This window comes from Halalkalibacterium ligniniphilum, from assembly GCF_000334155.1.
Classification (GTDB): domain Bacteria; phylum Bacillota; class Bacilli; order Bacillales; family Bacillaceae_D; genus Halalkalibacterium; species Halalkalibacterium ligniniphilum.
In genome coordinates, this window is the sequence record NZ_ANNK01000167.1 from 17,186 (window position 1) to 40,610 (window position 23,425).

General features: G+C 42.2%; 22 protein-coding genes and 1 tRNA gene. All 23 read right to left on the minus strand.

All coding sequences use genetic code 11. The annotated features are described in order from the left end of the window. Window positions 1–44: 44 nt before the first annotated feature. The gene (hpt, locus tag BLT_RS0120075; RefSeq protein WP_017729487.1) at window positions 45–584 is read right to left on the minus strand and encodes a hypoxanthine phosphoribosyltransferase; all 540 of its coding nucleotides are present in this window, start codon (window positions 582–584) and stop codon (window positions 45–47) included. Between the two features lie 32 nt (window positions 585–616). Further along, the gene (gene tilS / locus BLT_RS0120080) at window positions 617–2,029 is read right to left on the minus strand and encodes a tRNA lysidine(34) synthetase TilS (RefSeq protein WP_017729488.1); all 1,413 of its coding nucleotides are present in this window, start codon (window positions 2,027–2,029) and stop codon (window positions 617–619) included. Beyond that, complete coding sequence (locus tag BLT_RS0120085) at window positions 2,010–2,459, minus strand: threonine/serine exporter family protein (RefSeq protein WP_017729489.1); 450 nt, start codon at window positions 2,457–2,459, stop codon at window positions 2,010–2,012. Before BLT_RS0120085 ends, tilS begins: the two co-directional genes overlap by 20 nt. 18 nt (window positions 2,460–2,477) lie before the next feature. Next, window positions 2,478–3,233 (minus strand): threonine/serine exporter family protein, encoded by a 756-nt coding sequence (locus BLT_RS0120090; RefSeq protein WP_017729490.1) that lies wholly within the window; start codon window positions 3,231–3,233, stop codon window positions 2,478–2,480. 34 nt (window positions 3,234–3,267) lie between these two features. Continuing rightward, window positions 3,268–4,191, minus strand: a complete 924-nt coding sequence (locus BLT_RS0120095; RefSeq protein ID WP_017729491.1) for a protein kinase domain-containing protein — start codon at window positions 4,189–4,191, stop codon at window positions 3,268–3,270. A gap of 13 nt (window positions 4,192–4,204) precedes the next feature. Then, on the minus strand, window positions 4,205–4,945 hold the full coding sequence (locus BLT_RS0120100; RefSeq protein ID WP_017729492.1) for a VWA domain-containing protein: 741 nt from the start codon (window positions 4,943–4,945) through the stop codon (window positions 4,205–4,207). 95 nt (window positions 4,946–5,040) lie between these two features. Then, window positions 5,041–7,539 carry a stage II sporulation protein E gene (spoIIE, locus tag BLT_RS0120105; protein WP_017729493.1) on the minus strand — a complete coding sequence of 833 codons (2,499 nt, stop codon included), beginning with the start codon at window positions 7,537–7,539 and terminating at the stop codon, window positions 5,041–5,043. A gap of 316 nt (window positions 7,540–7,855) precedes the next feature. Further along, window positions 7,856–7,932 (minus strand) — tRNA-Met (locus tag BLT_RS0120110). A gap of 193 nt (window positions 7,933–8,125) precedes the next feature. Next, window positions 8,126–8,572 carry a S1 domain-containing RNA-binding protein gene (locus tag BLT_RS0120120; protein ID WP_017729495.1) on the minus strand — a complete coding sequence of 149 codons (447 nt, stop codon included), beginning with the start codon at window positions 8,570–8,572 and terminating at the stop codon, window positions 8,126–8,128. A 76-nt stretch (window positions 8,573–8,648) separates the two neighbouring features. Further along, window positions 8,649–9,029 carry an FtsB family cell division protein gene (locus BLT_RS0120125; protein ID WP_017729496.1) on the minus strand — a complete coding sequence of 127 codons (381 nt, stop codon included), beginning with the start codon at window positions 9,027–9,029 and terminating at the stop codon, window positions 8,649–8,651. Window positions 9,030–9,034: 5 nt separating this feature from the next. Next, window positions 9,035–9,628: a spore cortex biosynthesis protein YabQ gene (gene yabQ / locus BLT_RS0120130; RefSeq protein WP_017729497.1), complete on the minus strand. Its 594-nt coding sequence runs from the start codon at window positions 9,626–9,628 to the stop codon at window positions 9,035–9,037. Continuing rightward, window positions 9,625–9,936 carry a sporulation protein YabP gene (gene yabP / locus BLT_RS0120135; protein ID WP_017729498.1) on the minus strand — a complete coding sequence of 104 codons (312 nt, stop codon included), beginning with the start codon at window positions 9,934–9,936 and terminating at the stop codon, window positions 9,625–9,627. Before yabP ends, yabQ begins: the two co-directional genes overlap by 4 nt. Window positions 9,937–10,044: 108 nt before the next feature. Then, window positions 10,045–10,317, minus strand: a complete 273-nt coding sequence (locus tag BLT_RS0120140; RefSeq protein ID WP_017729499.1) for an RNA-binding S4 domain-containing protein — start codon at window positions 10,315–10,317, stop codon at window positions 10,045–10,047. Next, window positions 10,304–11,791, minus strand: coding sequence for a bifunctional methyltransferase/pyrophosphohydrolase YabN (locus BLT_RS0120145; protein ID WP_017729500.1), 1,488 nt, complete (start codon window positions 11,789–11,791; stop codon window positions 10,304–10,306). The genes BLT_RS0120140 and BLT_RS0120145 overlap by 14 nt, the downstream gene beginning before the upstream one ends. Beyond that, entirely contained in the window at window positions 11,788–13,404 is a 1,617-nt protein-coding gene (locus tag BLT_RS22505) for a putative polysaccharide biosynthesis protein (protein WP_017729501.1), read from the minus strand. Before BLT_RS22505 ends, BLT_RS0120145 begins: the two co-directional genes overlap by 4 nt. A 262-nt stretch (window positions 13,405–13,666) precedes the next feature. After that, window positions 13,667–14,206 (minus strand): stage V sporulation protein T, encoded by a 540-nt coding sequence (gene spoVT / locus BLT_RS0120155; protein WP_017729502.1) that lies wholly within the window; start codon window positions 14,204–14,206, stop codon window positions 13,667–13,669. A 180-nt stretch (window positions 14,207–14,386) separates the two neighbouring features. Beyond that, the gene (gene mfd / locus BLT_RS0120160) at window positions 14,387–17,932 is read right to left on the minus strand and encodes a transcription-repair coupling factor (RefSeq protein ID WP_017729503.1); all 3,546 of its coding nucleotides are present in this window, start codon (window positions 17,930–17,932) and stop codon (window positions 14,387–14,389) included. A 489-nt stretch (window positions 17,933–18,421) separates the two neighbouring features. Beyond that, window positions 18,422–18,649: an anti-sigma-F factor Fin family protein gene (locus BLT_RS0120165; RefSeq protein WP_017729504.1), complete on the minus strand. Its 228-nt coding sequence runs from the start codon at window positions 18,647–18,649 to the stop codon at window positions 18,422–18,424. Window positions 18,650–18,731: 82 nt separating this feature from the next. Beyond that, entirely contained in the window at window positions 18,732–19,292 is a 561-nt protein-coding gene (pth, locus tag BLT_RS0120170; protein ID WP_017729505.1) for an aminoacyl-tRNA hydrolase, read from the minus strand. A 116-nt stretch (window positions 19,293–19,408) separates the two neighbouring features. Then, the gene (locus BLT_RS0120175) at window positions 19,409–20,071 is read right to left on the minus strand and encodes a 50S ribosomal protein L25/general stress protein Ctc (protein WP_017729506.1); all 663 of its coding nucleotides are present in this window, start codon (window positions 20,069–20,071) and stop codon (window positions 19,409–19,411) included. Between the two features lie 79 nt (window positions 20,072–20,150). Continuing rightward, entirely contained in the window at window positions 20,151–21,101 is a 951-nt protein-coding gene (locus BLT_RS0120180) for a ribose-phosphate diphosphokinase (protein WP_017729507.1), read from the minus strand. Window positions 21,102–21,121: 20 nt separating this feature from the next. Further along, window positions 21,122–22,498, minus strand: coding sequence for a bifunctional UDP-N-acetylglucosamine diphosphorylase/glucosamine-1-phosphate N-acetyltransferase GlmU (gene glmU, locus BLT_RS0120185; RefSeq protein WP_017729508.1), 1,377 nt, complete (start codon window positions 22,496–22,498; stop codon window positions 21,122–21,124). A 368-nt stretch (window positions 22,499–22,866) separates the two neighbouring features. Then, a complete protein-coding gene (gene spoVG / locus BLT_RS0120190; RefSeq protein ID WP_017729509.1) occupies window positions 22,867–23,160 on the minus strand; it encodes a septation regulator SpoVG in 294 nt (97 codons plus the stop codon). Between the last annotated feature and the right edge of the window lie 265 nt (window positions 23,161–23,425).

Consider the following 23,425-nt stretch of genomic DNA (forward strand, 5'->3'; position numbering starts at 1 on the left):
AAGCTTAGACTATAGTATCATAACTGTTCCTTTTTTCACAAACATTAGCCCTCGTAAATTTCAGGCTTTAATACCCCGATATATGGGAGGTTTCGATAACGTTCTGCGTAATCTAACCCATAACCGACAACAAATGCATCTGGGACGGTAAAACCTGTGATATCTGGTACCAAATCCACTTTGCGCCCTTCTGGTTTATCAAGCAATGTCACAACTTTCACTGATTTCGCTTTGCGATAGTGGAAAAGCTTGATTAAATAACTAAGGGTAAGCCCACTATCGATAATATCCTCAACAATGAGAATATCTCGCCCTTCTACAGACGTATCGAGATCTTTTAAAATCTTTACCTCGCCTGATGATGCCATGCCCTTACCGTAGCTCGATACATCCATAAAGTCCATTTCAAGATGCGTATCGATTCGTTTTACTAAATCAGCCATAAAAGGCATTGCACCCTTTAGAACACCAATGACAAGAGGAAACTTATCCTTGTATTCTTCCGTAATCAAACCACCTAACTCACGGATTTTTTCCTGAATTTCTTCTTCTGAAATAAGAATTTCTTGAATATCGTCTCTCATAAAACTGTCGTGCGCCTCCTATTATGTACAATTCATGTCTTCATGCGTCGCTGCATTTGTTCAATGCTTGGTTCAAACGTTATTGCTAGAAAAGAAGTTGGCCCCTCAGAACGGGATTGCTCCTGTAAACGGTACAAACCAGGAATCCAAAGAATCTTTCCCTTCCCATCAGTTACAATCGGCCAACAATTTCGTAAGCCTTTCTCAACCTTTTCATCAATAAATAAACGGTTCACTTTTTTTGACCCTTGCTTAGTTTGTAATGAAACTCGATCCCCTGGGAGACGACTGCGTATGATTAATGGCAGTTCAAGGTCACTTACACTGAAAGAAAATTGAGCCTTTGTGTCTGATGCTTTTTTTTGCGTCAAAAGTTCAGCTTTGAAACGACCGACCGACGTTAGGAGTTCGCCAGGAACAGAGAGGGTTTGAGTAAGAAAAGGTATGGTATTTCGATAAAACGAACATTCAAACCGTTCATAGACCCTTTTTACAACAAGTCCTTCAGGAAGGTGCACTTCTTTGGACGGTGCTTTTCCGTTAATGAGTTCAAGAATACGTTCAATATGTATAGACGTATGAAAGGGTGAAAATTTTCCATAAAGATAATTTAATATTAGATGAATCATTCTCCTTTGTAAAGGGAGGGAAGCTTGAAGAAAAAGCACTCGATCGATTGTCATCTTTTGTTCATTTTTTTCAAGGGTCGCTTCTGACAAGGATTGTTCTGCTAATTGCAACAAGAACGTTTCATCATCCTGCTTCCATTCACTTAAACGTTGGAAGTGAACATGAGCCTGGGGGTTTTCCGCCTTAATAAAAGGAAGGAGCTGTTGACGAAACCGATTTCTCGTATAAGCCGGTGACTGGTTGCTTGAATCCCGCCGCGGTAAAATTCCAGTGTCCTTACAATATTGCTCAATTTGTGCCTTCGTTATTCTTAAAAACGGTCGAATCAGCGTTCCTGTTCCAAAAGGCCGTTGTACGGGAATTCCGCCTTTACTTAAGGTATACGAACCTCGAACTTGTTTCATGAGAATTGTTTCAATTTGATCGTCCCCATGATGGGCTGTTGCAACAAACTGAGCCCTCTTTTCAACCATCACGTCCTTCAACCATTCATAGCGGCATTCTCTTGCGGCAACCTGTATGCTATCACCTGTCTGCTGTTGATATTCACGTACGTCTAGCTTTTTCGTTACAACCGGTATCCGATACAATTCACAAAACCGCAAGATGTATGCCCAATCCTCGTCTGCCTCCTTTGCCCTGAGTTGATGATGGGCATGGGCTGCAATCACTTGGAGGTTATATCGCTCTCTTTCTGTATGTAAAAAGTGAAGGAGAGCCATGGAATCCGGACCACCAGAAACAGCAACAACAACCGTTCCACCGTCTTTGAAAAGATCTTGGTGTTGAATAAAATTATGAACGTCGTGTCTCATATCGTTGTCCGATCCCTCCTTTCCCAAACGAGAAAATAGAAAGGGCAAAGACTAATCCACCAGCAATTGCTCCTGCTTGTAACATTGTTTCAATACCAAGCTGGAGGCCAAGGATGTAATCGCCATCTACAAAGGCAAGCATTGTAAAATAAGCACGACTTCCTGGAACAAGGGGAATGATACCCGGGATACTAAATGTGGTCACAGGAACCCGATAACGCTTTGCCAACAGGTGAGCGATCGTCGCGCCTACAAGGGAAGCAACAGCTGTTGCGAAAACGGTAGACACATCGTATTCAGGCAATGTTCTGTAAATATACCATGCCACTGCCCCAATTATACCACCGAGCCATATCGCTTTTTTGGGAACGTTAAAGATAATTCCAAAGGCGACAGTCGCTATAAAACAAAACACGAGCTCTACAATCATCAGATGCACTCCCCTCTTTTATAATAAAAGCGCAATGGCTAAAGCGATCCCTGTAGCAATCGCAAGCGACGTAATCACACATTCAGCCCCTCGGCTAACTCCTGCCACAAGATCACCTGATATTAAATCACGAACGGAGTTGGTTAATGGAACACCAGGTACAAGTGGCATCAACGTTCCAATAATGACCTGATCCAAATTCTCGCCAAGTCCAAGTAAAACAAGACAGATGGCGACAATTCCACCAAGGAAGGCCGCCATAAACTCAGCAAAAAACTTCACTTTCAAATATTCTTGAAGTGTCACAACGCTTACACTAGCCATAAATCCAGCGAAAAACGCAGGAATGGTGTCGAGCAAGTCCCCGCCAAATAAATAGGAAAAGGCCCCTCCTGCCACACCTGAAGCGGTATGGACGAGAAGCGACGAATAATTCATCGGTGCTTTTACAATCTTTTGAAGCTTCTCAAATGCTTGTTCTTCATTAATATCTCCGTTTACGAACTCTCGAGACACTTGATTGACTAACGAAACTTTATTTAAATCCTGCAAGCGATCGTCCACACGGATCATTTGCATGACATCACCATTACCTTTTTCTTCAAACGATAAAAAAATTCCTGTTGTCGTTACAAAGCTATGAACATTTCGAAAGCCAGCCGATTTTGCCATTCTCTCTAGTGTTTCTTCCACACGATAGGTTTCTGCACCGTACATGAGCATAATCTCACCTGCTAGCATACAGATATCCATCATTCGGTCTGCCTTATTCATGGAAATGCCTCCATCCTTCACTGCTACCTAAATGTCACATCATTTGTCCAAATAAGTATAGGATATATACCAGTAGAAGAAAAGAGATGAAAAGAAAGATTTCCACTAAATTGGAGGTTTTTTTCCCTTTCCGTTTTTTTACTTGATGGCGCAGCGGTCGAGGAGTTTTTTTTTCAGGAAAAGAATGGCCACTTACACCCCGACTCATCGCTTGAATCATCGCCTTTCGCATCGCCTCAGCATCCTCAAATTTACTCTGAAGGGCTTTTACCATGACCTCTCGATAAGGATATAGAGCTTCTTTTGAATAAATCGCTTTCTTTAATTGAAGGATTGGCTTATCCATTTGCTTTTCAAACCGCCTCGGATAGTAGCAATTAATCATCACCATCACAATCGCAAATAAATCATAGGCAGGCTCTGCTTTTCGTGTTCCAAGCCCCCAATAGCCACGATCAAAAAATTCAGTGTACTCCTTAATCGAACGACCCATCATCGTCGTCCCACCTACATCGATCCAGCGAATCCGCGCTGGCGGACCAACAACGAGAAGATTATCTGGCTTTAAGTCGCCAAACACCCATCCAGCTTGATGTAACCGTTTTAAATCGTCGAGAAGCTGTACAATCAAAATCCCGACCCACTCTGGTCCCCGCTTTTGCATATAATAAATGAGCTCTGTGCCTTTTAAATATTCCATAACATAAAACGGATACGTACCTGTAATTGTCACCATATCATCCACATCAAGTAAAGAAGGCCCAAGCACCTGACCTTGAACCTTACTAAAATGCTTCAATACATTTACTTCCGAGGCAATCGCCATATTGTTTTCAGCAAGCTTAATCGCCACTTGCCCTCGAGCAGAATTGGCTAAATAAACGGTACCGGTTGCCCCAGAACCTAGCTTTCGCACGAGTTGATACGTTTGTTTATTCCATTTCCCGGTTAAACGCATCCCCCCTGGAAAATTACATACCTGGCTCTTCGAATAGCTGTTCTTCATTATCCGCCACCAAACTCCTTCGCGGGCTGTTTTTCACAAACTTCTCCAACGCAATTCGGAGCGCTGGTCCTGTAGGAGTAATCCCACCTGAAGAAAGCTTGTGAAAAACGCCGGTTAAGGCTTGAAGCTGTGGTGTCCAATCCAAGAGCCGATCGATCTCTTTTCGTTTCCCGGGAAATGAATAAAGAGAAAAACGGTTATCCCCTATTCTTGATGTCAAGCTTATCGATAAATCAGTTAACGCTTCTTGCACCATTGGAAGCTTATTTTTCATACTTGCACTTGTATCTATTAAGATGAGAACCTCTAAGTTTATCGTTTCACTTAATTCATCCACAACCTCCATGACTTGTCCTCGTTTTTCAGGAGAAAGACTCTCCATCTCTTGCTTTGTCCCTAAAATTTGTTGAAGCTCTTTATTCACAACCCCATGCAACGTCTGTGTCATCGCCTTTCGTGTCACCATTTGAACGGTTTTTGCCAGCTGTTTGGCATACACGATTTGACTAACTCCTCCTCCTGCTAAAGCAATTGCTTCAACCTCCTCTATCCCTTGTTGACCGAGGTGGTGATCATCAACGACTCCGATCACATTAACGGTTATCCCTTGCTCCTTTGCTAGAGCAGCAATGGCAACTGGGTCCTCACCTTGATTTGAACAACCATCTGTTAATAGCAAAATCTGTTTTAGTGTACCTTTTCCCATTCATCGGTCCCCTCCAATTCCTCTAGTTGGTACCATCGTTTACAAGGGGGAATGGATTTATACCTGTATTTATTCGTTTGTCGAACATTTCCTTGTCATTGTGCTTTTTTTCGAAGCAATCGTGGTGTTTTTTTATAAAGGGGAATGGCTGCCCATTTCGGTAAATTATGCTTTACTTGCGAGACGATGACGGTCATATCATCTTCGATTTGGTTATGCCCGGATCGGATAACGCGCTCCAAAATCAGATCTGCTGCTTCTTGGGGATCGTCTGTATCCAGTTCAGAGATCAAACGCTTTATCCATAATTCCTTGTTTTCAATTTGTTTAGGCGCATCAAAAATACCATCGCTCATCATAATGAGTAAATCCCCTGCTTTTAACTGCTGACTGACCACATCAACATCAAACTCTTGGATCATCCCCATCGGTAAATTGTTTGCCTCAATTTTAATTACTCGGTTTCCTCGTTTAATAAAGCTCGGTATTGAGCCAATCTTCAGAAAATTAACTGAAGCATCTTGCAAGTCAACCATCGCCAAGTCTAAGGTTGAAAAAATTTCATCTGTTGTGCGTAAAGAAAGCACCGAGTTGATCGATTTAATCGCAACCGTTTCCTCAATTCCTGACTGGAGTACCTTTTGCAAAAGCTGCAGCGTTTCATTACTCTCAAAATGAGCGCGCTCCCCATTCCCCATTCCATCACTAATAGCAATCGCAAATTTCCCTGAGCCAAGCTCAATGGTCGAATAACTATCCCCAGATACCCAGGCTCCCCCTTTTGCGACATTCGCCACCCCCATCTTGATTTTGTACTGCTTGGCTGAGCAAAATGAGATGTGACTATACCCATTTGGATAGTACCCTCGCTCCTCCTGTTTGACGACAATCGTTTCCCCTATCATGTCTGATAACATCGGGGCAATGCATTTTTCACTTTGTCCATGCCCATTATCACTTGCTACACTCATTTCAATTTCAATGCATCCTTTTTCAAGTCGGTAAATATCAATATGACCAATTTCTAGCCCTGCACTTCGTAGCGCTTCAAGCATTTGTTCCTCCTGTACGTGGTGTGCCTCCTTTTCTTTTTGAATTTCTTTTGCAAAGTCTCCCATGACTCTTGAGACACCTAATAATTGATCAGCCACAAGCTTGCGACTCTCTAGCACCTGACGCTTTAGCTTTTGGTTCACCTGGTATTGATTGTGCTCATGGTAGATGGCTTGAATTACTTTTTCTGACTTTGTACAATGTTTTTTCCATTCCTTCATAAGCACAGCATCTCTCACATGACCGTAATGCTCCGTTTCTGTCAGCAAACGCTCCATTGATTCATAGGTTTTCGAGAAGTTTTGCACCCAGCATCGTTCTTTTTTAAAGCACGTCTGACACGTTTTCTCAGTTACATTGCTCAGAAAATAATCCATTTCTTTCTCTATTTCTTCTTTTCCATCCTGTGAAGAAGGAGCAGAAAAGCTCGTGGAAAGCGTCTGAAAAAGAGTAGAGAATTGCTCAACCCGCCCTGCTGTTAGATCGCGGATCTTCCGTAAATATTGCTGTTGTTCCTTCGTATGCTCAACTGTCCCAGGGATATAACGAGAAAGCCTATCAATCCATCCCTTTGGCGTAAGGAGAAATACACCAATGGCAAGGAGGGATTCCATCATCGTAACTTGAATATTTGCCCCCCCTTCTCCATATAATCCAATAAGCATTGTACCGACGAGAAGCCCAAGGCCTACGCCTAATTTTTTACCGTCTTTTAAAAGACCACCTAAGAGACCTGCAAATGCAAGAAGACTCATTTGATAAAGGCTTGCTACACTCGCTAAGCTTAAGATCAAACCTGTCACAACCCCTACCGTTGAACCAATTGCTGCCCCACCAACAAATGCAAACAGCAGCACCAAGTACCTGGCGAATACATGCTCAGCCGTCATGCCGTATAAAAACCAACCGACCGTTCCAGTCATCACAGAGGCAAGTAAAATGACAATACATATAATTTCTTCATTTCGTAACGGCTGCTGAATTTTTTTGGCTGTAATTAGTGGAACACTTTGCAAAAAAATCATCGTAAGGATAAAACTAAGCCCTGCTTCAACTGTGGCCATCATAAAAGCGTAATTAGATATTGCCCCTTCCAGAATATAAATAATACACAGACGGGCAGCGATACTAGCGAGAAAGACGGTATATGGCAACATCTTCGTTCGATCCTTACGATAGTAGTCTATGATCTTTTGAACAAAAAAGTAGACAAACATTGATGTCATTAAAAAAAAGATGCCGTTGTGATAACTTGTCATCGCACCAAGCAGTAATGCCATAGCGGCAACAGCCACCTTGTCTCGCTTTAGGACATACACGGCCGCCAAAAACGGAAGAGCAAATGGCGTTAATTCTGATAAAATCATTGCCCGTCCTAGCAAAAACCCTACAACGATTAACAGAAGACCCCATTGAAAAAGAAGTGCTTGTCCTAATCTGACGCACCTGTTCCAAATACGCAGCATCTGACGATTGAATCGTACCAGGCTCCCTAATCCATTCCCTGGTCCTGTCAGTTCTTTTGTCAACTTCCCTATCATTTTCCAACACCACCCATCTCAAAATCGTGCTTTTATTAAATCATGATGGTTGTTAAGAATTTGTCAAAATGGCAACGGAGATCCAAAAATTTCTTCGACGGCTTTCGGTAAAAACAGAAAGGGTTTTTCAATTCCCCGTACATTCAATGGTTCTTGGTCTGCATTTGCTAAGAGATTCTAATGGACGCTGATGAAATGTGAAGAAAAAAAATAAGCATAAAAACAGAAGATAGAGGGAATGAGGATTAGTGGAGGAATAAATGTCAAAAAATAAAAAAACCTGCACATATATGCGCAGATTACCTAATAACATGTATGGTAGCGGCGGAGGGAATCGAACCCCCGACCTCACGGGTATGAACCGTACGCTCTAGCCAGCTGAGCTACACCGCCTTATGATTTGCTTTCATTTGTTGCGACAAGTAATAATATACAAGTTCTTGGCCTTTTCGTCAACCCTTTTTTAAGAATAAAGTTTCCCCTCTTCAGCAAGGGCTCCTGTATTTCTTGTTTTCCACATTGACTGAAGAAAGACAAGCTGTGCTTGTCTTTCTTCCACCTAATCTATTCTATGTGAGCAGCAAGTCTATCCTCGGCGGGCACCACGGCCCCCACGCTTTGATTCGGTTTGTCTTTTGATTGCCGTTAGCCGTTCTTCACTATCCTTTAAGAAGCGATTCATTTTATCTTCAAAGGATAACGTTGGACGATTGTTCGGGCGATTCCCCCGTCCCCCGCCATTAGAAGGACGAGAAGATCGTTGAGAAGATGATTGTGGTCTTGCAGGACGTTCAGGGCTGTCTTTCGTTTTACGAATGGATAGACCAATCTTCCCATCCTTTTCAACGTTCACAACCTTAACCTCAACTTCTTGACCAACGGTTAGAAACTCGTTAATGTCTTTCACATAATTATCAGCGACTTCGCTGATGTGGACAAGGCCTGTCGTGCCGCCTGGTAGTTCAACGAACGCTCCGAAATGGGTGATACCAGTAACCTTGCCCTGTACCTTGCTGCCTACTTCTATTGACATTGTAAAAATAGATCCTCCTTAAAATATCTGAGAATATTCATTTTTGCTATATTATACCCGAACGGAAAAAATGGTGTCAATCTGATGACGACTCAGGTAATTTAAATAAAACTTCGCCAGGCTTCGTTAAATAATAGTCACGACGGGCCACTTCAGCAATGTAAGCCTCATCGTTGTAATTTTTAATGTCTTCATTCAAACGACGTTCTTCAGCTTGTAACTGCTTGAGTCGCTCTTCTAATACCTGTTTTTCTTGCTCCTTTGCTTCTAGCGTACTCGCTTGGGCGTGCACTGTCACAAATGCAACACCACTTAAAATAAGAGCTAGAAGCCCAAGAGCTAGAAGCCGTCGAAACAGTCCACGCCGTTTTCGATTTTCCCATTCCACCTGCTGTTCATGCTGTCTGACATAGTGAGAATCGAGTTCCCTTATCGTTGAGTGTCTTTTTGTGACCATGGCTATCACCCCTTGTCTTTTTTCTTCCAAATCCTTTTCAAAAATCCTCTTATTTTTGTAAAAAAACGCGTCGCTTTTATGTAATGAGTGGTCTTCTCAATTCCTAGCAATCGGTATAGTACAAAAAGAAACCATCGAACCGGCTTCCAACCTATTTTTACAATAAAGTGAAGAAGAGCTAGGACTATCGATAATAACATCATACATAAGCGATATAAAAGATTCAATAACCACTTTGTCGGATTTATGATAAGAAAAAAGACCAGCTGCCTCATTAAACGGAAAAAAGCTATGGTTGCTCGTACGATTCGTTCAAGCATCGCTTGATAAAACTTACGGAAAAGTGCTTGATACGCCGCATATCCACACAATAAAGCAAAAAAAATGTAGATCCGTATTTCTCCCTGATTAACATGCAATAGAACATAAAAAATAAAAAGGCCTTGGATCAACCAAAAGAGGATGTCATTTATCGCAACGAACCAGCGAAATGAGGGTCCGCGTCTAAAAAAACGTCCATACGTGTCAATTGCTGCGCCAAGCCATAAGCCCATCGCAGCCATTGACAGCATCGTATTCAATTGAACAGTCAAGCTCACTTGAACAACTTCCCTAGTAAGCCTTTTGACTTGTCGCCTTGATTTTGATCAAGGTAAATCAAATCATAAATTTTTCCTTCAATTGATACGAGACCCTGTTCTACATTTAAATTTTTCATATGCAGGTTATGTCCACGAATCGAGAGAAACCCCATATCTGTTTCTAGAAGAAACTCTTCGTTATCAAAGCTTTCAACTTGTTTTACTCCTGTAATATCTAGTGACTTACGCCCTCGCAAGGTCAAGTCGTGATCTCTTACTTTGTGCTCTTGTCCCTTTGGTCTACCGAACTCGTAATGCTGGTCCATTTCGATTCCTCCTCACCCATGCTTTAATGCTAGTCTATGAGAAGGTAAGGAAGAATAGAACAAGCCCCCATCATTCATATTGATGGAGGCTTGCTATTTACCACTTGTTCAAAAGCTTTCTTTTTGACCAATCGGTTCTTCTTTCACAATTGTATACATCGTGTCTGCATCTTCTTTTCTTGTCGTTTCTTTCAATTCATTAACTTTAACGGTAACGAGCTTCTGACCAAAGCGAACGACAAGCTCATCTCCTACTTTCACAGCTGAACCGGCTTTTGCCGTTTGTCCATTAATGGAGATTCTCCCTTGGTCACACACTTCCTTGGCCAATGTCCGTCGTTTAATAAGACGAGACACTTTTAAAAATTTATCTAAACGCATTGTCTTTTCCCCTCTTTTCTTTTTCTTTAACGTCATCCCAAATCGCATCCAGCTCTTCAAGAGAAAAATCACTCAGCTGCTTTCCCTGAGCTTGTACCTCTTGTTCTATCGCCTGGAAACGTCGTTTGAACTTCACATTCGTTTCGTGAATCGCTTCCTCTGCATGAAGTCCATAAAAGCGTCCGAGATTGACGAGAACAAAAAGGATATCGCCGAACTCTTTTAGCATGTTTCCTCGATTGTCCCCTTTTACTTCGACCATAAACTCAGCAATTTCTTCTTGAAGCTTCATCCATACAGGTGCAACCTCCGTCCAATCAAACCCGACCTTCGCTGCACCCTTTTGAAGGTCATATGCAAGCATGAGACCAGGAAGCCCTTTTGAAATCGAGTCGAGAACCGAGGACTTGGTGTCTAGATCCCCTCGCTCCTCTTTCTTGATTTGCTCCCATGTCTGAACAACAGCCTCAGCGTCTTCAGCATGGCTATCCCCAAACACGTGTGGGTGTCGACGAATCATTTTCGCCGTAATGGAACGGATAACATCATCGATGGAAAACCATCCCTCATCCTCGCCAATTTGAGCATGGAGCATTACTTGAAGGAGAAGGTCGCCCAATTCTTCAGCGAGGTGATCATCATCCTCCTCATCGATCGCTTCAAGCACTTCATATGCCTCTTCAAGCAAATATCTTTTTAACGATTGATGGGTTTGCTTTTTATCCCATGGGCAGCCGTTCGGTCCTCGCAGTGTCCGGATCACCTCTCTAAGCTGATTAAAGTCTTGGTATAAAAGGACTTCATCTTTTACTGGAGGCACATAAACGGCTGTTAAATTGTTTAGCGTTGCCACACGATCCAATTCGAATAAAGGAACCGTCTCGATTCTTTCCCCTTTCGTACCAACAGCAGTTGCGATCGTTACTGGATAATCGTCTGGTAAGAGCTCCATGAGCGTTAGCTTCACGTCTGAAGCCACTAGCGCATCGTACACTTGGCAAATAATCAAATGGTGGCGCACTTGCAGCTCTTCTCTTATTAGCGCTGTTCCATCAACAATTTGACAGCCTTCAATGGGATCAATCCCAAGGGCTGAATACATTGGGTCTAGGAAGCTTTGACCACCTAAGACTTTTACGTTCACCGTGCCATTTTGTGCTTTCTCTAGCAAAAGCTGAACCGTTCGTTCGGCAACGAGCGGATGACCTGGGACTGCATAAGTGAGAGGGCCACTCTGTGCAGCTTTTATTAATTCCTCAACAATCGCTACATACACCTCATTAAAATGTTCATGCTTTTCATACATGTCATCAAAGGATGTAAACGATACCCCTTCTTGTTCAAGGTCTTTTATGACCGGATGATCCTTTGTACGTACGTAAAGGTTGGTTTCGGCCAGAAGATGCCGATACATTCCTAAGGGCAATTGCTCTAGATCGCCCGCTCCCAAACCAACAATTGAAATGGTTGTCATCGTTTATCTACCCCTTTTTCTTTCAGAAACCGTGTTTTCCATTTATGTAACTTCGGAATGGCTGCCCATTCTGAATCAGCAATAATGTTCAATTTTAACACGAGATATAGAAAGGCTATACCACCAACGACCGTGCTTGATAGCGCCAGTACAGCATCAACCAATCTCGATTGCTCGTTCAATAGAAAGGTCTCCATCACGAACCGCCAGCCCGCAGTCACCACAGTTAATCCAAGAAATGCCACAGCCACCTGAATCCATGGGGTTTTCTCTGAAAACGAAAAAGCCTGTAGGCGACGAAGAGCAAATAATTGCAGCGCAGCCATGATCACAAACGCAACAGTTGTCGCCACTGCAGCACCGTACGTTCCTAGCCATGGTACAAGAAAAACATTCATGATTCCTTTTGAAGTCAAGCCCACAATCATTATTTTTATTGGAAGATGGGCGTAGCCTAATCCTTGCAATACGGCCGCAGTCACCATGAAGATTGAACCAAAGAGGATGGAAATACTTAACAAGCGGAGAACGTTCGAACCTTCTCTATCAATAAATAACATTCCATTTGTCGGTTCCATAATCACAAGCAAGCCAATTGTGCTCGCCCCACCAACAAGTACGGTTAATCGAAAAGCAATGGTCCCATAGTGTATCGCCTGATCAATCCGTCCTTCCGCTTTCGCTCTCGCTAAAAGGGGGACGATGGCAAGGGAGAACGTCGTCGCTAATACCGTACCAAGCTGAATCAGAGGTTGCCCGCGATCGTACACCCCTTTTTGGAGCTGTGCTATGCCTTCACCAACACCTGAGATTTCCAAAAGTCGAATCATTGAAAAGGCATCAATAAGTTGAAAAAGCACAAATACAAGGGCAGTGCCGCAAATAAAAAGGCTCTGCCTCCAAAGTTCAACTGAACGTACAAGAAAGGCTGTTAACGTCAGCGATGTGGGAACAAGCCACTCACGCCAAGCCATCGTTCGAAACGTGGTAAAAAGCACGACTATAGCTACTACCCCACCAATCAATGAACCGATTGCAGCACCAATACCTGCTTGATAGCCATTCCCACCGATAGAAAGAAACAGGCTCACTAAAATCAAAATCATCGAAACACGCACAAACTGCTCCACAATATGGGATAGAGCCGTAGGTTGGAGATCACCTTGAGCTTGATGAAGGCCCCGACCCACCGACAAGAATGGAACCAATAAGAACGTGAGCCCCACTGCACGAAGTGGCGCTTGTAATTGAACATCCCCCATTAAAAAAGCAACGGTTGGTGCTGCAACAAATAGACCGCCGGCTGCAGCAACGGAGACAACGAGCAGACTAATAAAAGCGACACTGACCAATTCTTTGGCCTCTTTTTCTTTTCCCACACTCAATTGTTCTGAAATCATTTTTGACAGAACGACAGGGAAGCCATACATGGCTAAAATCATCGAAAACCCGTAAAATGGGTAAATTTGTTGATACACATAAAAACCAAGGTCGCCCGCAAGGTTTTGGTAAGGAACTCGGTAGGCTGCACTTAGCACCTTTGCTAGGAGCGCTGCAAGGGTGACAGAGATAGCTCCTTTCCAAAAACGAGTATGCTTTTCATTCTCTTGCACGGCTAACCTCCTTTTTTACAATTACTTAAATCGTTAAGCCTTTTGAGCATATATAAAGATGACTAAAGTATACCACAAACCTGTGAAAATCGAGTGAGGTGACACCTCTCTAGAAGGGAGCAGTCTTTGTAGCCTGCGCTTTTCGATAAGCAATGCGCAAGGCGCCCGCCTAGTGGCGACAAACGTCGGAAACGCTGACTAAAATAATTTCCGATTAGCCGAAAAAAAAAGGATCTAACTCGATTGAGTCAGACCCTTTTCGTTATTGCTCCATTTGACGAGCAAGGAAGCTTGCGGCTGTTTCTGCCAGCTTTTGTTCCACATCTCCAGAAAGGGAGCGCTCTTTGTTAAAGATGATGACTGCTCCAATTGGGTCCCCATTCGCTATAATTGGTGCGATGACATACCCTTTTAGATTTTCCACGTGTTCTCCAACAAGGTTATACTCCCCTGCAGAAGTTTGTAGCGTTGTTTTACGGTCATTCATAGCTTCTTCAATCATCTCACCGATGCTTTTGTTTGTATATTCTTTCTTTGAGCTTCCTGCTACCGCAATGTATGTATCACGGTCAGCAATGAGAACGCTATGATTTAAACTGTCATAAAGTGCTTCTGCATACTCCTGAGCAAAATCACCAAGCTCTGAAATTGGTGAGTATTTCTTTAATATCACTTCACCATCACGATCAACAAAAATTTCAAGTGGATCTCCTTCACGGATACGCAAGGTTCTTCTTATTTCTTTTGGGATAACGACACGTCCTAAATCATCAATGCGACGTACAATTCCAGTTGCTTTCATCGTTATGATGCCTCACTTTCTTCTTCAGATGTAATAACTTGATGGAAACAGAGGTGTAAGAAAATAGTTCTTGACAATAGTATCTTTCGTTCAAAAAGAACTATTCACCTATTCAAGAAATTGTTTTCTTTTCAAAGCCCACTCCTCCCCTGTTTTTTTATAAAAAGTGAGGGATCACGATTAGGAAACCGAGTTGACAGCAGATGCCTCCTTTTCCGCTTGTGGAAGCTGTCTTAATAATGCTTCGATTAAGTTAAGTAATTCCTTAGAGTTAACCTGCTTTGTCTTAATGTTTATTTTTATTTTATCCCCTGTCGTTCCAAGCACCACCTTCTGCCCGTACTGATGAACAATTTCAAACAACTTTGCTCCATCCATTTTAGCAGAGGCTTCCGACGTCAAGAGCAATGTGACATGATCTTTCGCTTCTATGATGCTTTCAAGTCCTACTTGCATGGCTAATTGCTTAATCAAGGTCAAACTAAACAAATAACCGACCTCCTTCGGATATTCCCCAAACCGATCATACATTTCATCCTGTAGATCGGTAATATCTTCAAATGTTTCAATCCCTTTAAATCGTTTATACATTTCAATTTTTTGCTTCGCATCTTGAATGTACGATTCTGGAATATACGCATCCACCTTAAGGTCAATTTCAATTTGAGGCTCTTCTTTTTTCGGTTTGTCGCCTTTTCGTTCTTCAATTGCTTCTTTTAGCATTTGTGAATAGAGATCAAAACCGACAGATTCGATATAACCATGCTGCTGCGCTCCAAGAAGATTCCCGGCTCCACGAATCGCTAAATCGCGCATCGCAATTTTAAAGCCCGAACCAAGCTCCGTAAACTCCTTGATCGCCTGCAATCGTTTTTCTGCTACCTCTGAAAGCACTTTGTCACGCTGATACGTAAAATAGGCATACGCCACACGGTTTGAGCGACCAACACGACCACGAATTTGGTAAAGCTGTGAAAGCCCCATCTTATCCGCATCATAAATAATAAGTGTATTGACGTTTGGAATATCAACGCCTGTTTCGATAATCGTTGTTGTCACAAGCACATCACTCTGACCCTCAAGAAAATCAATCATGACAGACTCTAGCTCTCGTTCATTCATTTGCCCATGTGCATAGGAAACACGCGCATCAGGAACAAGAGATGAGATTTGATCGGCCATCCGCTCTATATCCTCCACTCGATTGTAAAGAAAGTACACTTGCCCACCTCGGGAAAGCTCTCGTTCAATCGCTTCTCGCACAAGCGTACCATTATATTCAACAACATACGTTTGAACCGGAAATCGATTTTCTGGTGGAGTTTCAATAACAGATAAGTCTCGAACACCAAGCATCGACATATGAAGGGTTCGCGGAATCGGTGTTGCCGTTAACGTTAATACATCAATATTGGCCTTCATTTGTTTAATTTTCTCTTTATGCGTTACCCCAAAACGCTGCTCCTCATCAACAATCAAGAGACCTAGATCTTTAAATTCCACATCTTTTGAAAGAAGACGATGTGTTCCTACAACAAGGTCAACCGAGCCCGCCTTTAATCCTTTTAACGTTTCCGTTTGTTCCTTCCGCGAACGGAAGCGACTTAACACGCCAATATTAATCGGGTATTCTGCAAATCGCTCTTTGATCGTTTCATAGTGCTGCTGAGCAAGAATCGTTGTCGGTACGAGAACGGCAACCTGCTTTCCGTCCATAATCGCTTTGAATGCTGCCCGGATTGCCACTTCTGTTTTTCCATAGCCAACGTCCCCACATAACAAGCGGTCCATTGGCCTTTCTTTTTCCATATCCATTTTAATTTCTTCAATCGCCCGAAGTTGGTCTTCCGTCTCTTGGTAAGGGAACGACGCTTCAAAATCGCTTTGCTCTGGACCATCTTCCGAAAAGGCAAAGCCCTTGCTTGCCTCCCTTTCTGCGTATAGTTTTATAAGATCATCGGCAATGTCTTCAACCGATGACTTCACACGCCGCTTCACTTTTTTCCAATCGCTTCCGCCTAGGGCGTAAATTTTCGGATCCTTCTCTTCTGATCCGACATACTTTTGAACTTGGTCAATCTGTTCAACAGGAACATATAATTTATCATTTCCCGCATAACGGACGTGCAAATAATCTTTGTGAATGCCATTGATATCTAGCGTCTCGATCCCTAAATATTTCCCAATCCCATGATTTGTATGAACAACAAGATCCCCGACTTTAAGCTCTGAATAGCTTTTAATTCGTTCGGCATTTGAAAGCTTTTGCTTTCGTTGAGGTCGCTTCACCTTTTTCGCAAAGATTTCTTCTTCCGTAATCACAACAAGCTTTTGCATCGGCAGCTCAAACCCACCACTTAAGTCCCCGACCATGATCTGCGCCCGACCAGGTGTGAGCGCAGCGGTACGCTCAACGACAAGTGCCTCCACGGCTTCTTCTTCTAACACATGCTGAAGGCGCTTTGCTCGTTCCTTCGTTGCCGCCATAAACACCGTCGCATAGCCAGAGGCACTCCACCGCTTATACTCCGATTGCAATAGTTGAAGCTGACCGTGAAAGCTTTGCATCAATTTGCAGTTAATGCTCACGATGTTTTGTGGATTGGTCATTGGCACGTGACGCAAAAATAATGACAAATAGACAACCGGCCGCACCGTTTGTCTGAGTTCTCCCATTACATCGTTTGACATCTTTAAATCATGGACAACTTCTCCTTGTTTAAGGAGGGCAAGATGCCACTCAGCTTCTTCCTTATCCAAGCTTTCGGCCATTTCTTTGACACGGCTTATCTCATCAATAAAGATGACACAGTTGTCTGGCATGTACGAAAGCAAGCTATGGTGACTGTCGTAAAAATACGACATGTATTTGTACATCGTCTGAAACAGTGATTTCTGCTTCAATTGTCCAATTTCAAAAGCAATATGTTCATCTAGCTTTTCTTTTATTTCTTGTGCCTTCACCTTTTTTAAGCTCACAGCTAATTGCTCACTCAGTAGCCTTTGCGCTCGTTCATAATGGGAATCATCCAAGATAATTTCAGATGCTGGTCCAATATAAATCTCTTCTAAAGATTCCTTAGAACGCTGGTCTTCAAGTGAAAATGTGCGAATGGAGTCAACTTCTGTATCAAACAATTCAATACGTATCGGATCGTCTTCGGTTAGAGGGTAAAGGTCAATAATGCCTCCGCGTATACTGCATTCACCTGGTGAAGCAACCATATCCACCCTTTGAAAACCCATACGTACCAAACGTTTAACTAACGTATCAAGGTCACCGACATCTTCTCCCACACGAAACTGGATACGGTTTTCTTTCCATACATTTTTTGGTGGTAATAGACGACGGACTCCGGCCAATGGCACAATCACAATCCCATGGAAGCCAGCGACTAGTCGATTCAAAACATCTAATCGTTGCGCTTTCATTTCTGGACTAGCAATCGCAATCTCTGAGGAAATTAAATCATTGACTGGATATAAATAAACATGATCTGGATCAACAAGCTCTACCAGATCGTCATAAAGCTTTTGCGCTTGGTACAAATTGTGTGTAATAACAAGCTGTGGTCGTTTCGATTCTCGGTAAAGTGTTGCCATCATCAACGTACGAGCTGAGCCAGTTAATCCTGAAACAAGCTGCTCACTAATATTCGCTTCTAATCCTGTTGAAATCGCTTTAATCTCGTCACTCGCTCGAAAATAATTTTGCAATCCTAACATGTTGTTCCCCCTATAAATCAATACATGTAAACCTACGCAAACTTCTTTAAACTTTTATCGTTGTAAAAGTCCTTAAAAACAAACTTAATATCCTGTTTTACACCTGAGTGCTCTATCTTGACATCTTTTCTACTTGCTTCGAAGTGTTGCTTGGCAAAAAAGATATACAAAATGCTTGTACGCTGTACATTCTATGAAACTTTTAAATTTCCTTTTTTTCTGTTAGAGAAGGAGACGGAGGCTTACAGGATGACAAAACAATAAGCCTGTCGCTCACACCCCTTCATTAAAGGTTGCTCAGCGTTGCCTAACAAAAATCGTTCTCATCCGTGTAGGAAGAGCGAGCCACTCATGCTGGTTTCTGTTGGAAAAGGGGCAGAGCTTCAATTCAGGATGAGGAATGAAAGAAGCACTTTTACTTCATCCCATTTTTTAAAACAGACAACAGAAAAATGCTTTGGCTCGGAGCCAAAGCGTTTGTCCACCAGTTTATTGAATAATCGTATCCAGTTGATAAAATTCTGGGTTTTGTGTCAATGCTTCATGGCAATCCTCACAGATCACTTTGACTTGAATATCTCCGTTGGAATCATGCGTCAACATCGTGGATCGCTCATCTGACGTCAAATGATGAAAGCCCAAAATCTCTGTTGATTGAACAGATTCAAGTGAGCCTATCTTTACTTTACAATGCCGACAATGATAATGAATAGCCATTGGCTAATCCCTCCGTACTTAACAGTTCTTTGTACCATTTAGTATAGACGGAGGGATTATCATTTATTCAGATGCTTCATTTTCACTTATTAAATTCATTCATGACTTCAAGGAATGGTCGACTGATCCATTGTTCAGCTGCTTTCGCTGATAAATCGATCGCTTGCTCAATATGAGGTCGCTCCTCCGGACGGTAGCCCCCAAGGACGTGGTTCACAACAGATACGCCTGCTGGTGGTCGATCGACACCGACACGAATACGTTTGAATTCCTGTGTCCCTAACTGAGCAATAAGAGATTTAATTCCATTATGTCCGCCAGAGCTCCCTTTTACCCGTATTCGTATTTTTCCTACAGGTAAATCCAAATCATCATAGATGACAAGCAGATCCTCTAATGGGATTTGATAATAATCCATAAAAGGACGTACCGATTCTCCTGATAAATTCATATACGTTTGCGGCTTTAATAAGAACACTTTTTCTCCGTTTCGTATTATCGAGCCATAGAGACCTTTGAATTTTGTCTGATTCATTTCTAGCTGAAGATTCTCTGCACAACGATCAATGATATCAAATCCAACATTATGCCGAGTCCCTGCATACTTCGCACCAGGATTTCCCAAGCCCACAATTAATTTCATATCCATCACCTTTTACATTGCTTGCATCGATTCGTTCTTGATACGAAGTCTGCAATCTATGTTTTAGTATACCAATGCAAAAGGTATAACCACAAGGGCTATACCTTTTTAAATCGTTATTCTTCACTCTTGTCCTCTTCACCAACAACTTCAGGCTCTTGTTCCTCATCCTCCGACTTGTTTTGACCATCTTCTTGCTCAGCCGCAGGAGCTTGTACTGTCACAATGGTTTCTTCATCCTCGCTTGTGATTTCAACAGGGACCGAAGAGCGAATGTCAGCAACTTGAATAGAGTCACCAATATTCAGGGAAGCGATATCCACTTCAATCACTTCTGGTATATCTGCCGGCATACAACGGACAGTCACTTCATATAGAATATGCGAAACTATGCCGCCTTCCTTTGAGCCAGCTGCTTCTCCCACAAGCTTTACAGGTACAGATGTTTCAATTTCTGAGGTCATATCCACTTCAAAAAAGTCAACATGGACATAGTCCCCTTTTAACGGATCGCGTTGGATTTCGTGAATCATGACTTGATGTTTTTTGCTACCTTCTAACTCTAAGGAAAAAAGTCCATTTCGACCCTTTTCACGAACTGCTTTTAAAAAGTCAACACCTTCGACACTAAGCGGCTGACTCTCTGTCTTATTTCCGTATAAAACAGCTGGAACATACCCCTGACTACGAATATTTTTTGTTGCTGATCCTCGTAAATCCGTACGTGGTTTTGCTTTTAGTGTCGTTCCCATTTTTATCACCTCTATGTTTTTTTCCATTATCTCTTTCTCTTTTGTTCCCTTAAATGGATGATTTAAAACGAGAAATTTAAAAATAGGAAAAATGACAACAGCCTTATTAATCGAATAACGTACTTACAGATGCGTGCTCATGAACGCGGATAATTGCTTCAGCCATTAATGGCGCAACCGATAATAATGTTACCTTTTCAATTTGTTTCTCTTCTGGTAATTGAATCGTATTCGTGACAACGAGCTCTTTAATTTTTGAATTGTCAATTCGCTCAATCGCTGGACCAGACAATACTGGATGCGTGCAGCAAGCATAAACATCTTTCGCACCGTGCTCAACAAGGGCGTTAGCAGCTAGTGTGATTGTGCCTGCTGTATCAATAATATCATCAATAATAATGGCCGTTTTTCCCTCAATGTTTCCAACAATGTTCATGACTTCTGAAACATTCGGTTTTGGTCGGCGTTTATCAATAATCGCGATTGGTGCTTTTAAACGATCTGCCATTTTTCGTGCACGCACAACGCCACCGTGGTCTGGAGATACTACAACAATATCATCTAGCTGTTTCTCTTGGAAATAATCAGCAAGAATTGGCACACCCATTAATTGATCAACAGGAATATCAAAAAAGCCTTGGATTTGAGTGGCATGTAAATCAAGGGTTAAAACACGAGTTGCACCTGCTGTTTCAAGCAAATTTGCCACAAGCTTTGCCGTAATTGGCTCACGGGAGCGAGCTTTTCGATCCTGACGACCATACCCATAATAGGGCATAACAATGTTAATCGTTTTTGCAGATGCACGCTTTAAGGCATCGATCATAATTAAAAGCTCCATAATATGCTCATTCGCTGGAGCTGAGGTGGATTGAATTAAATAAATATCACAGCCGCGGATGCTTTCTTCGATATTAATTTGTACTTCTCCATCACTAAAACGCGTAACAGAGCTTTTTCCCATTGAAACGCCGATGCACTCTGTAATCTCATCTGCTAAATCCTTATTTGAATTAAGGGTAAACACTTTCAGACTGGGGTCGCCATATTTCGCCATTATTGTACTACCTCCACAATTTAATCTATTTTATTCGTTGATTTTACCATATATTGCTCTTTTGTTGTCTGTCTTGCGCGAGCAATCGACAATGCATCGCTTGGAACATCCTCTGTAATTGTCGAGCCTGCAGCAATTAATGCACCTTTACCAATCGTTACAGGCGCGATTAAATTTGAGTTACAGCCAATAAAAGCACCGTCTTCAACTTTGGTCTTATATTTGTTTTTCCCGTCATAATTGACCGTTATCGATCCACAGCTGAAATTCACATCTTTTCCAATTTCAGCATCCCCAATATAGCTGAGGTGGGACGCTTTACTTCCTTTTCCGATCGACGCTTTTTTCACCTCAACAAAATTACCGATCCGAACCTCATCCTCAATCTGCGATGCAGGGCGAATATGTGCGAAGGGACCAATTTTCACGTCTTTTCCAATTTCACTGTCATGAACAACCGACTGGCGAATCACCGTACCATTGCCAATTTTCGAATCTAGAATTTCCGTGTTCGGACCAATTTGACAATCTTCACCAATAACCGTTTCTCCTAAAATCATCGTTCCTGGATAAAGCGTTGTATCCTGTCCAATCGTGGCATCTGATGAAATATATGTTTGCTCTGGATCAATAATCGTTACACCTTCACGCATCCATTTATTGTTAATGCGACGCTTCATAATCGCTTCCGCTTCTGCTAGAGCGACACGGTCATTTACACCTAGCGTTTCTTCAAAGGAATCTGTTTTGAAAGCAGCAACCTTTTCACCTTGTGACTTTAGGATTTCAATGACATCAGGAAGATAATATTCTCCTTGTACATTGTTGTTTTTTACTTGTTTCAAAGATTCGAACAAAGCAACGTTATCAAAACAATACGTTCCTGTATTAATTTCAGTAATTGCACGCTCTGCGTCGCTCGCATCCTTATGCTCAACAATTCGTTCAACAAGCCCCTCTTCATTTCGAATCAACCGTCCGTAACCTGTCGGATCTTTAGCTTCTGCTGTTAACACCGTCACTTTTGCTTGCTCTGCTTCGTGATGTGCCAGCAGTTGGTCGATTGTCTCTGAGGTAAGTAAAGGAGTGTCACCACACAAGACAATGGTTACCCCTTTTTTTTGCCCTAATAAAGATTCAGCCTGTAAGACAGCATGTCCTGTGCCAAGCTGCTTCTCTTGAACAGCATATTTAACCTGTTCGCCTAAATGGGTTTTGACTTTTTCAGCACCAAAACCAACGATTGTCACAATTTCTTCAAATCCAAGGGCTGAGACTTGGTCAACGACATGTTGAACCATTGGCTTTCCGCAGACAGGATGAAGCACTTTGTAAAGCTTCGATTTCATCCGCGTTCCCTGTCCCGCAGCAAGTATCACTGCATATCGATTGCTCATGACTTCCCTCCAACTGTACCATTTTCCATTACGAATATATCTTAAAACCGTTACCATTTCAAGCAAAGATCAATGGAAGTTTCCTCACTGAACAAAGCAGGTCATACATGGGCACAGATCGTTAAAATAATGATCAAGAATGTAACACATATGATTTCTAATATTAGTTTTACCTCTACAAATTTAAGTAAGGCGCTTTCGTAACGGCAAGCGCTGGAAAGTTTAATTAGAAAACGTTTTTATGTTTAGAAGCTTAAGCAACCTTTAACGACTTGGCACCTGCGCTAGACAGGATTTGTATTTATACTTTTTTATCCTTCAAAAAAGACCTCACTCCCATAAGGAATAAGGTCTTACATGGATTTGAATTAAGAAGCACCAGCTTCTTCAAATTCAACATCATCTAATTCTCCCACCCGCTCGTATTCAGCTAGTACAGCGGTTTGAATTTTTTCACGTGTTTGTGAAGAAATGGGATGAGCTATGTCACGAAACTCGCCATCTGGTGTACGTTTGCTTGGCATTGCTACAAACAACCCATTGTTTCCGTCAATGACACGAATATCATGTACGACAAACTCATGGTCAATCGTTATTGAAGCAATGGCTCTCATCCGTCCCTCCGTATTCACTCGGCGAAGTCTCACATCAGTCACTTGCATGTTGGGTCACCCCCTTTTATCTTTGAGAATCCCTTTCATACTATTAAGATTTCGATAATCAATTGGTAATTCCTTCTTTGTTTACGATAAATTTTCTAATTTTTTTTGATACTTTCATTTTCAGGAATATCTAAAATATTCTTGCCTTTCTTTTTATAAGAAAAAACGAAACCCTTTGTTAAGCCGCTACAATTGCTTCCACTAGGCAGCACCGAATTTATGCCTTCCTTCTCTATAAGTAAATATCCGCCGGTAGAACCGGCGG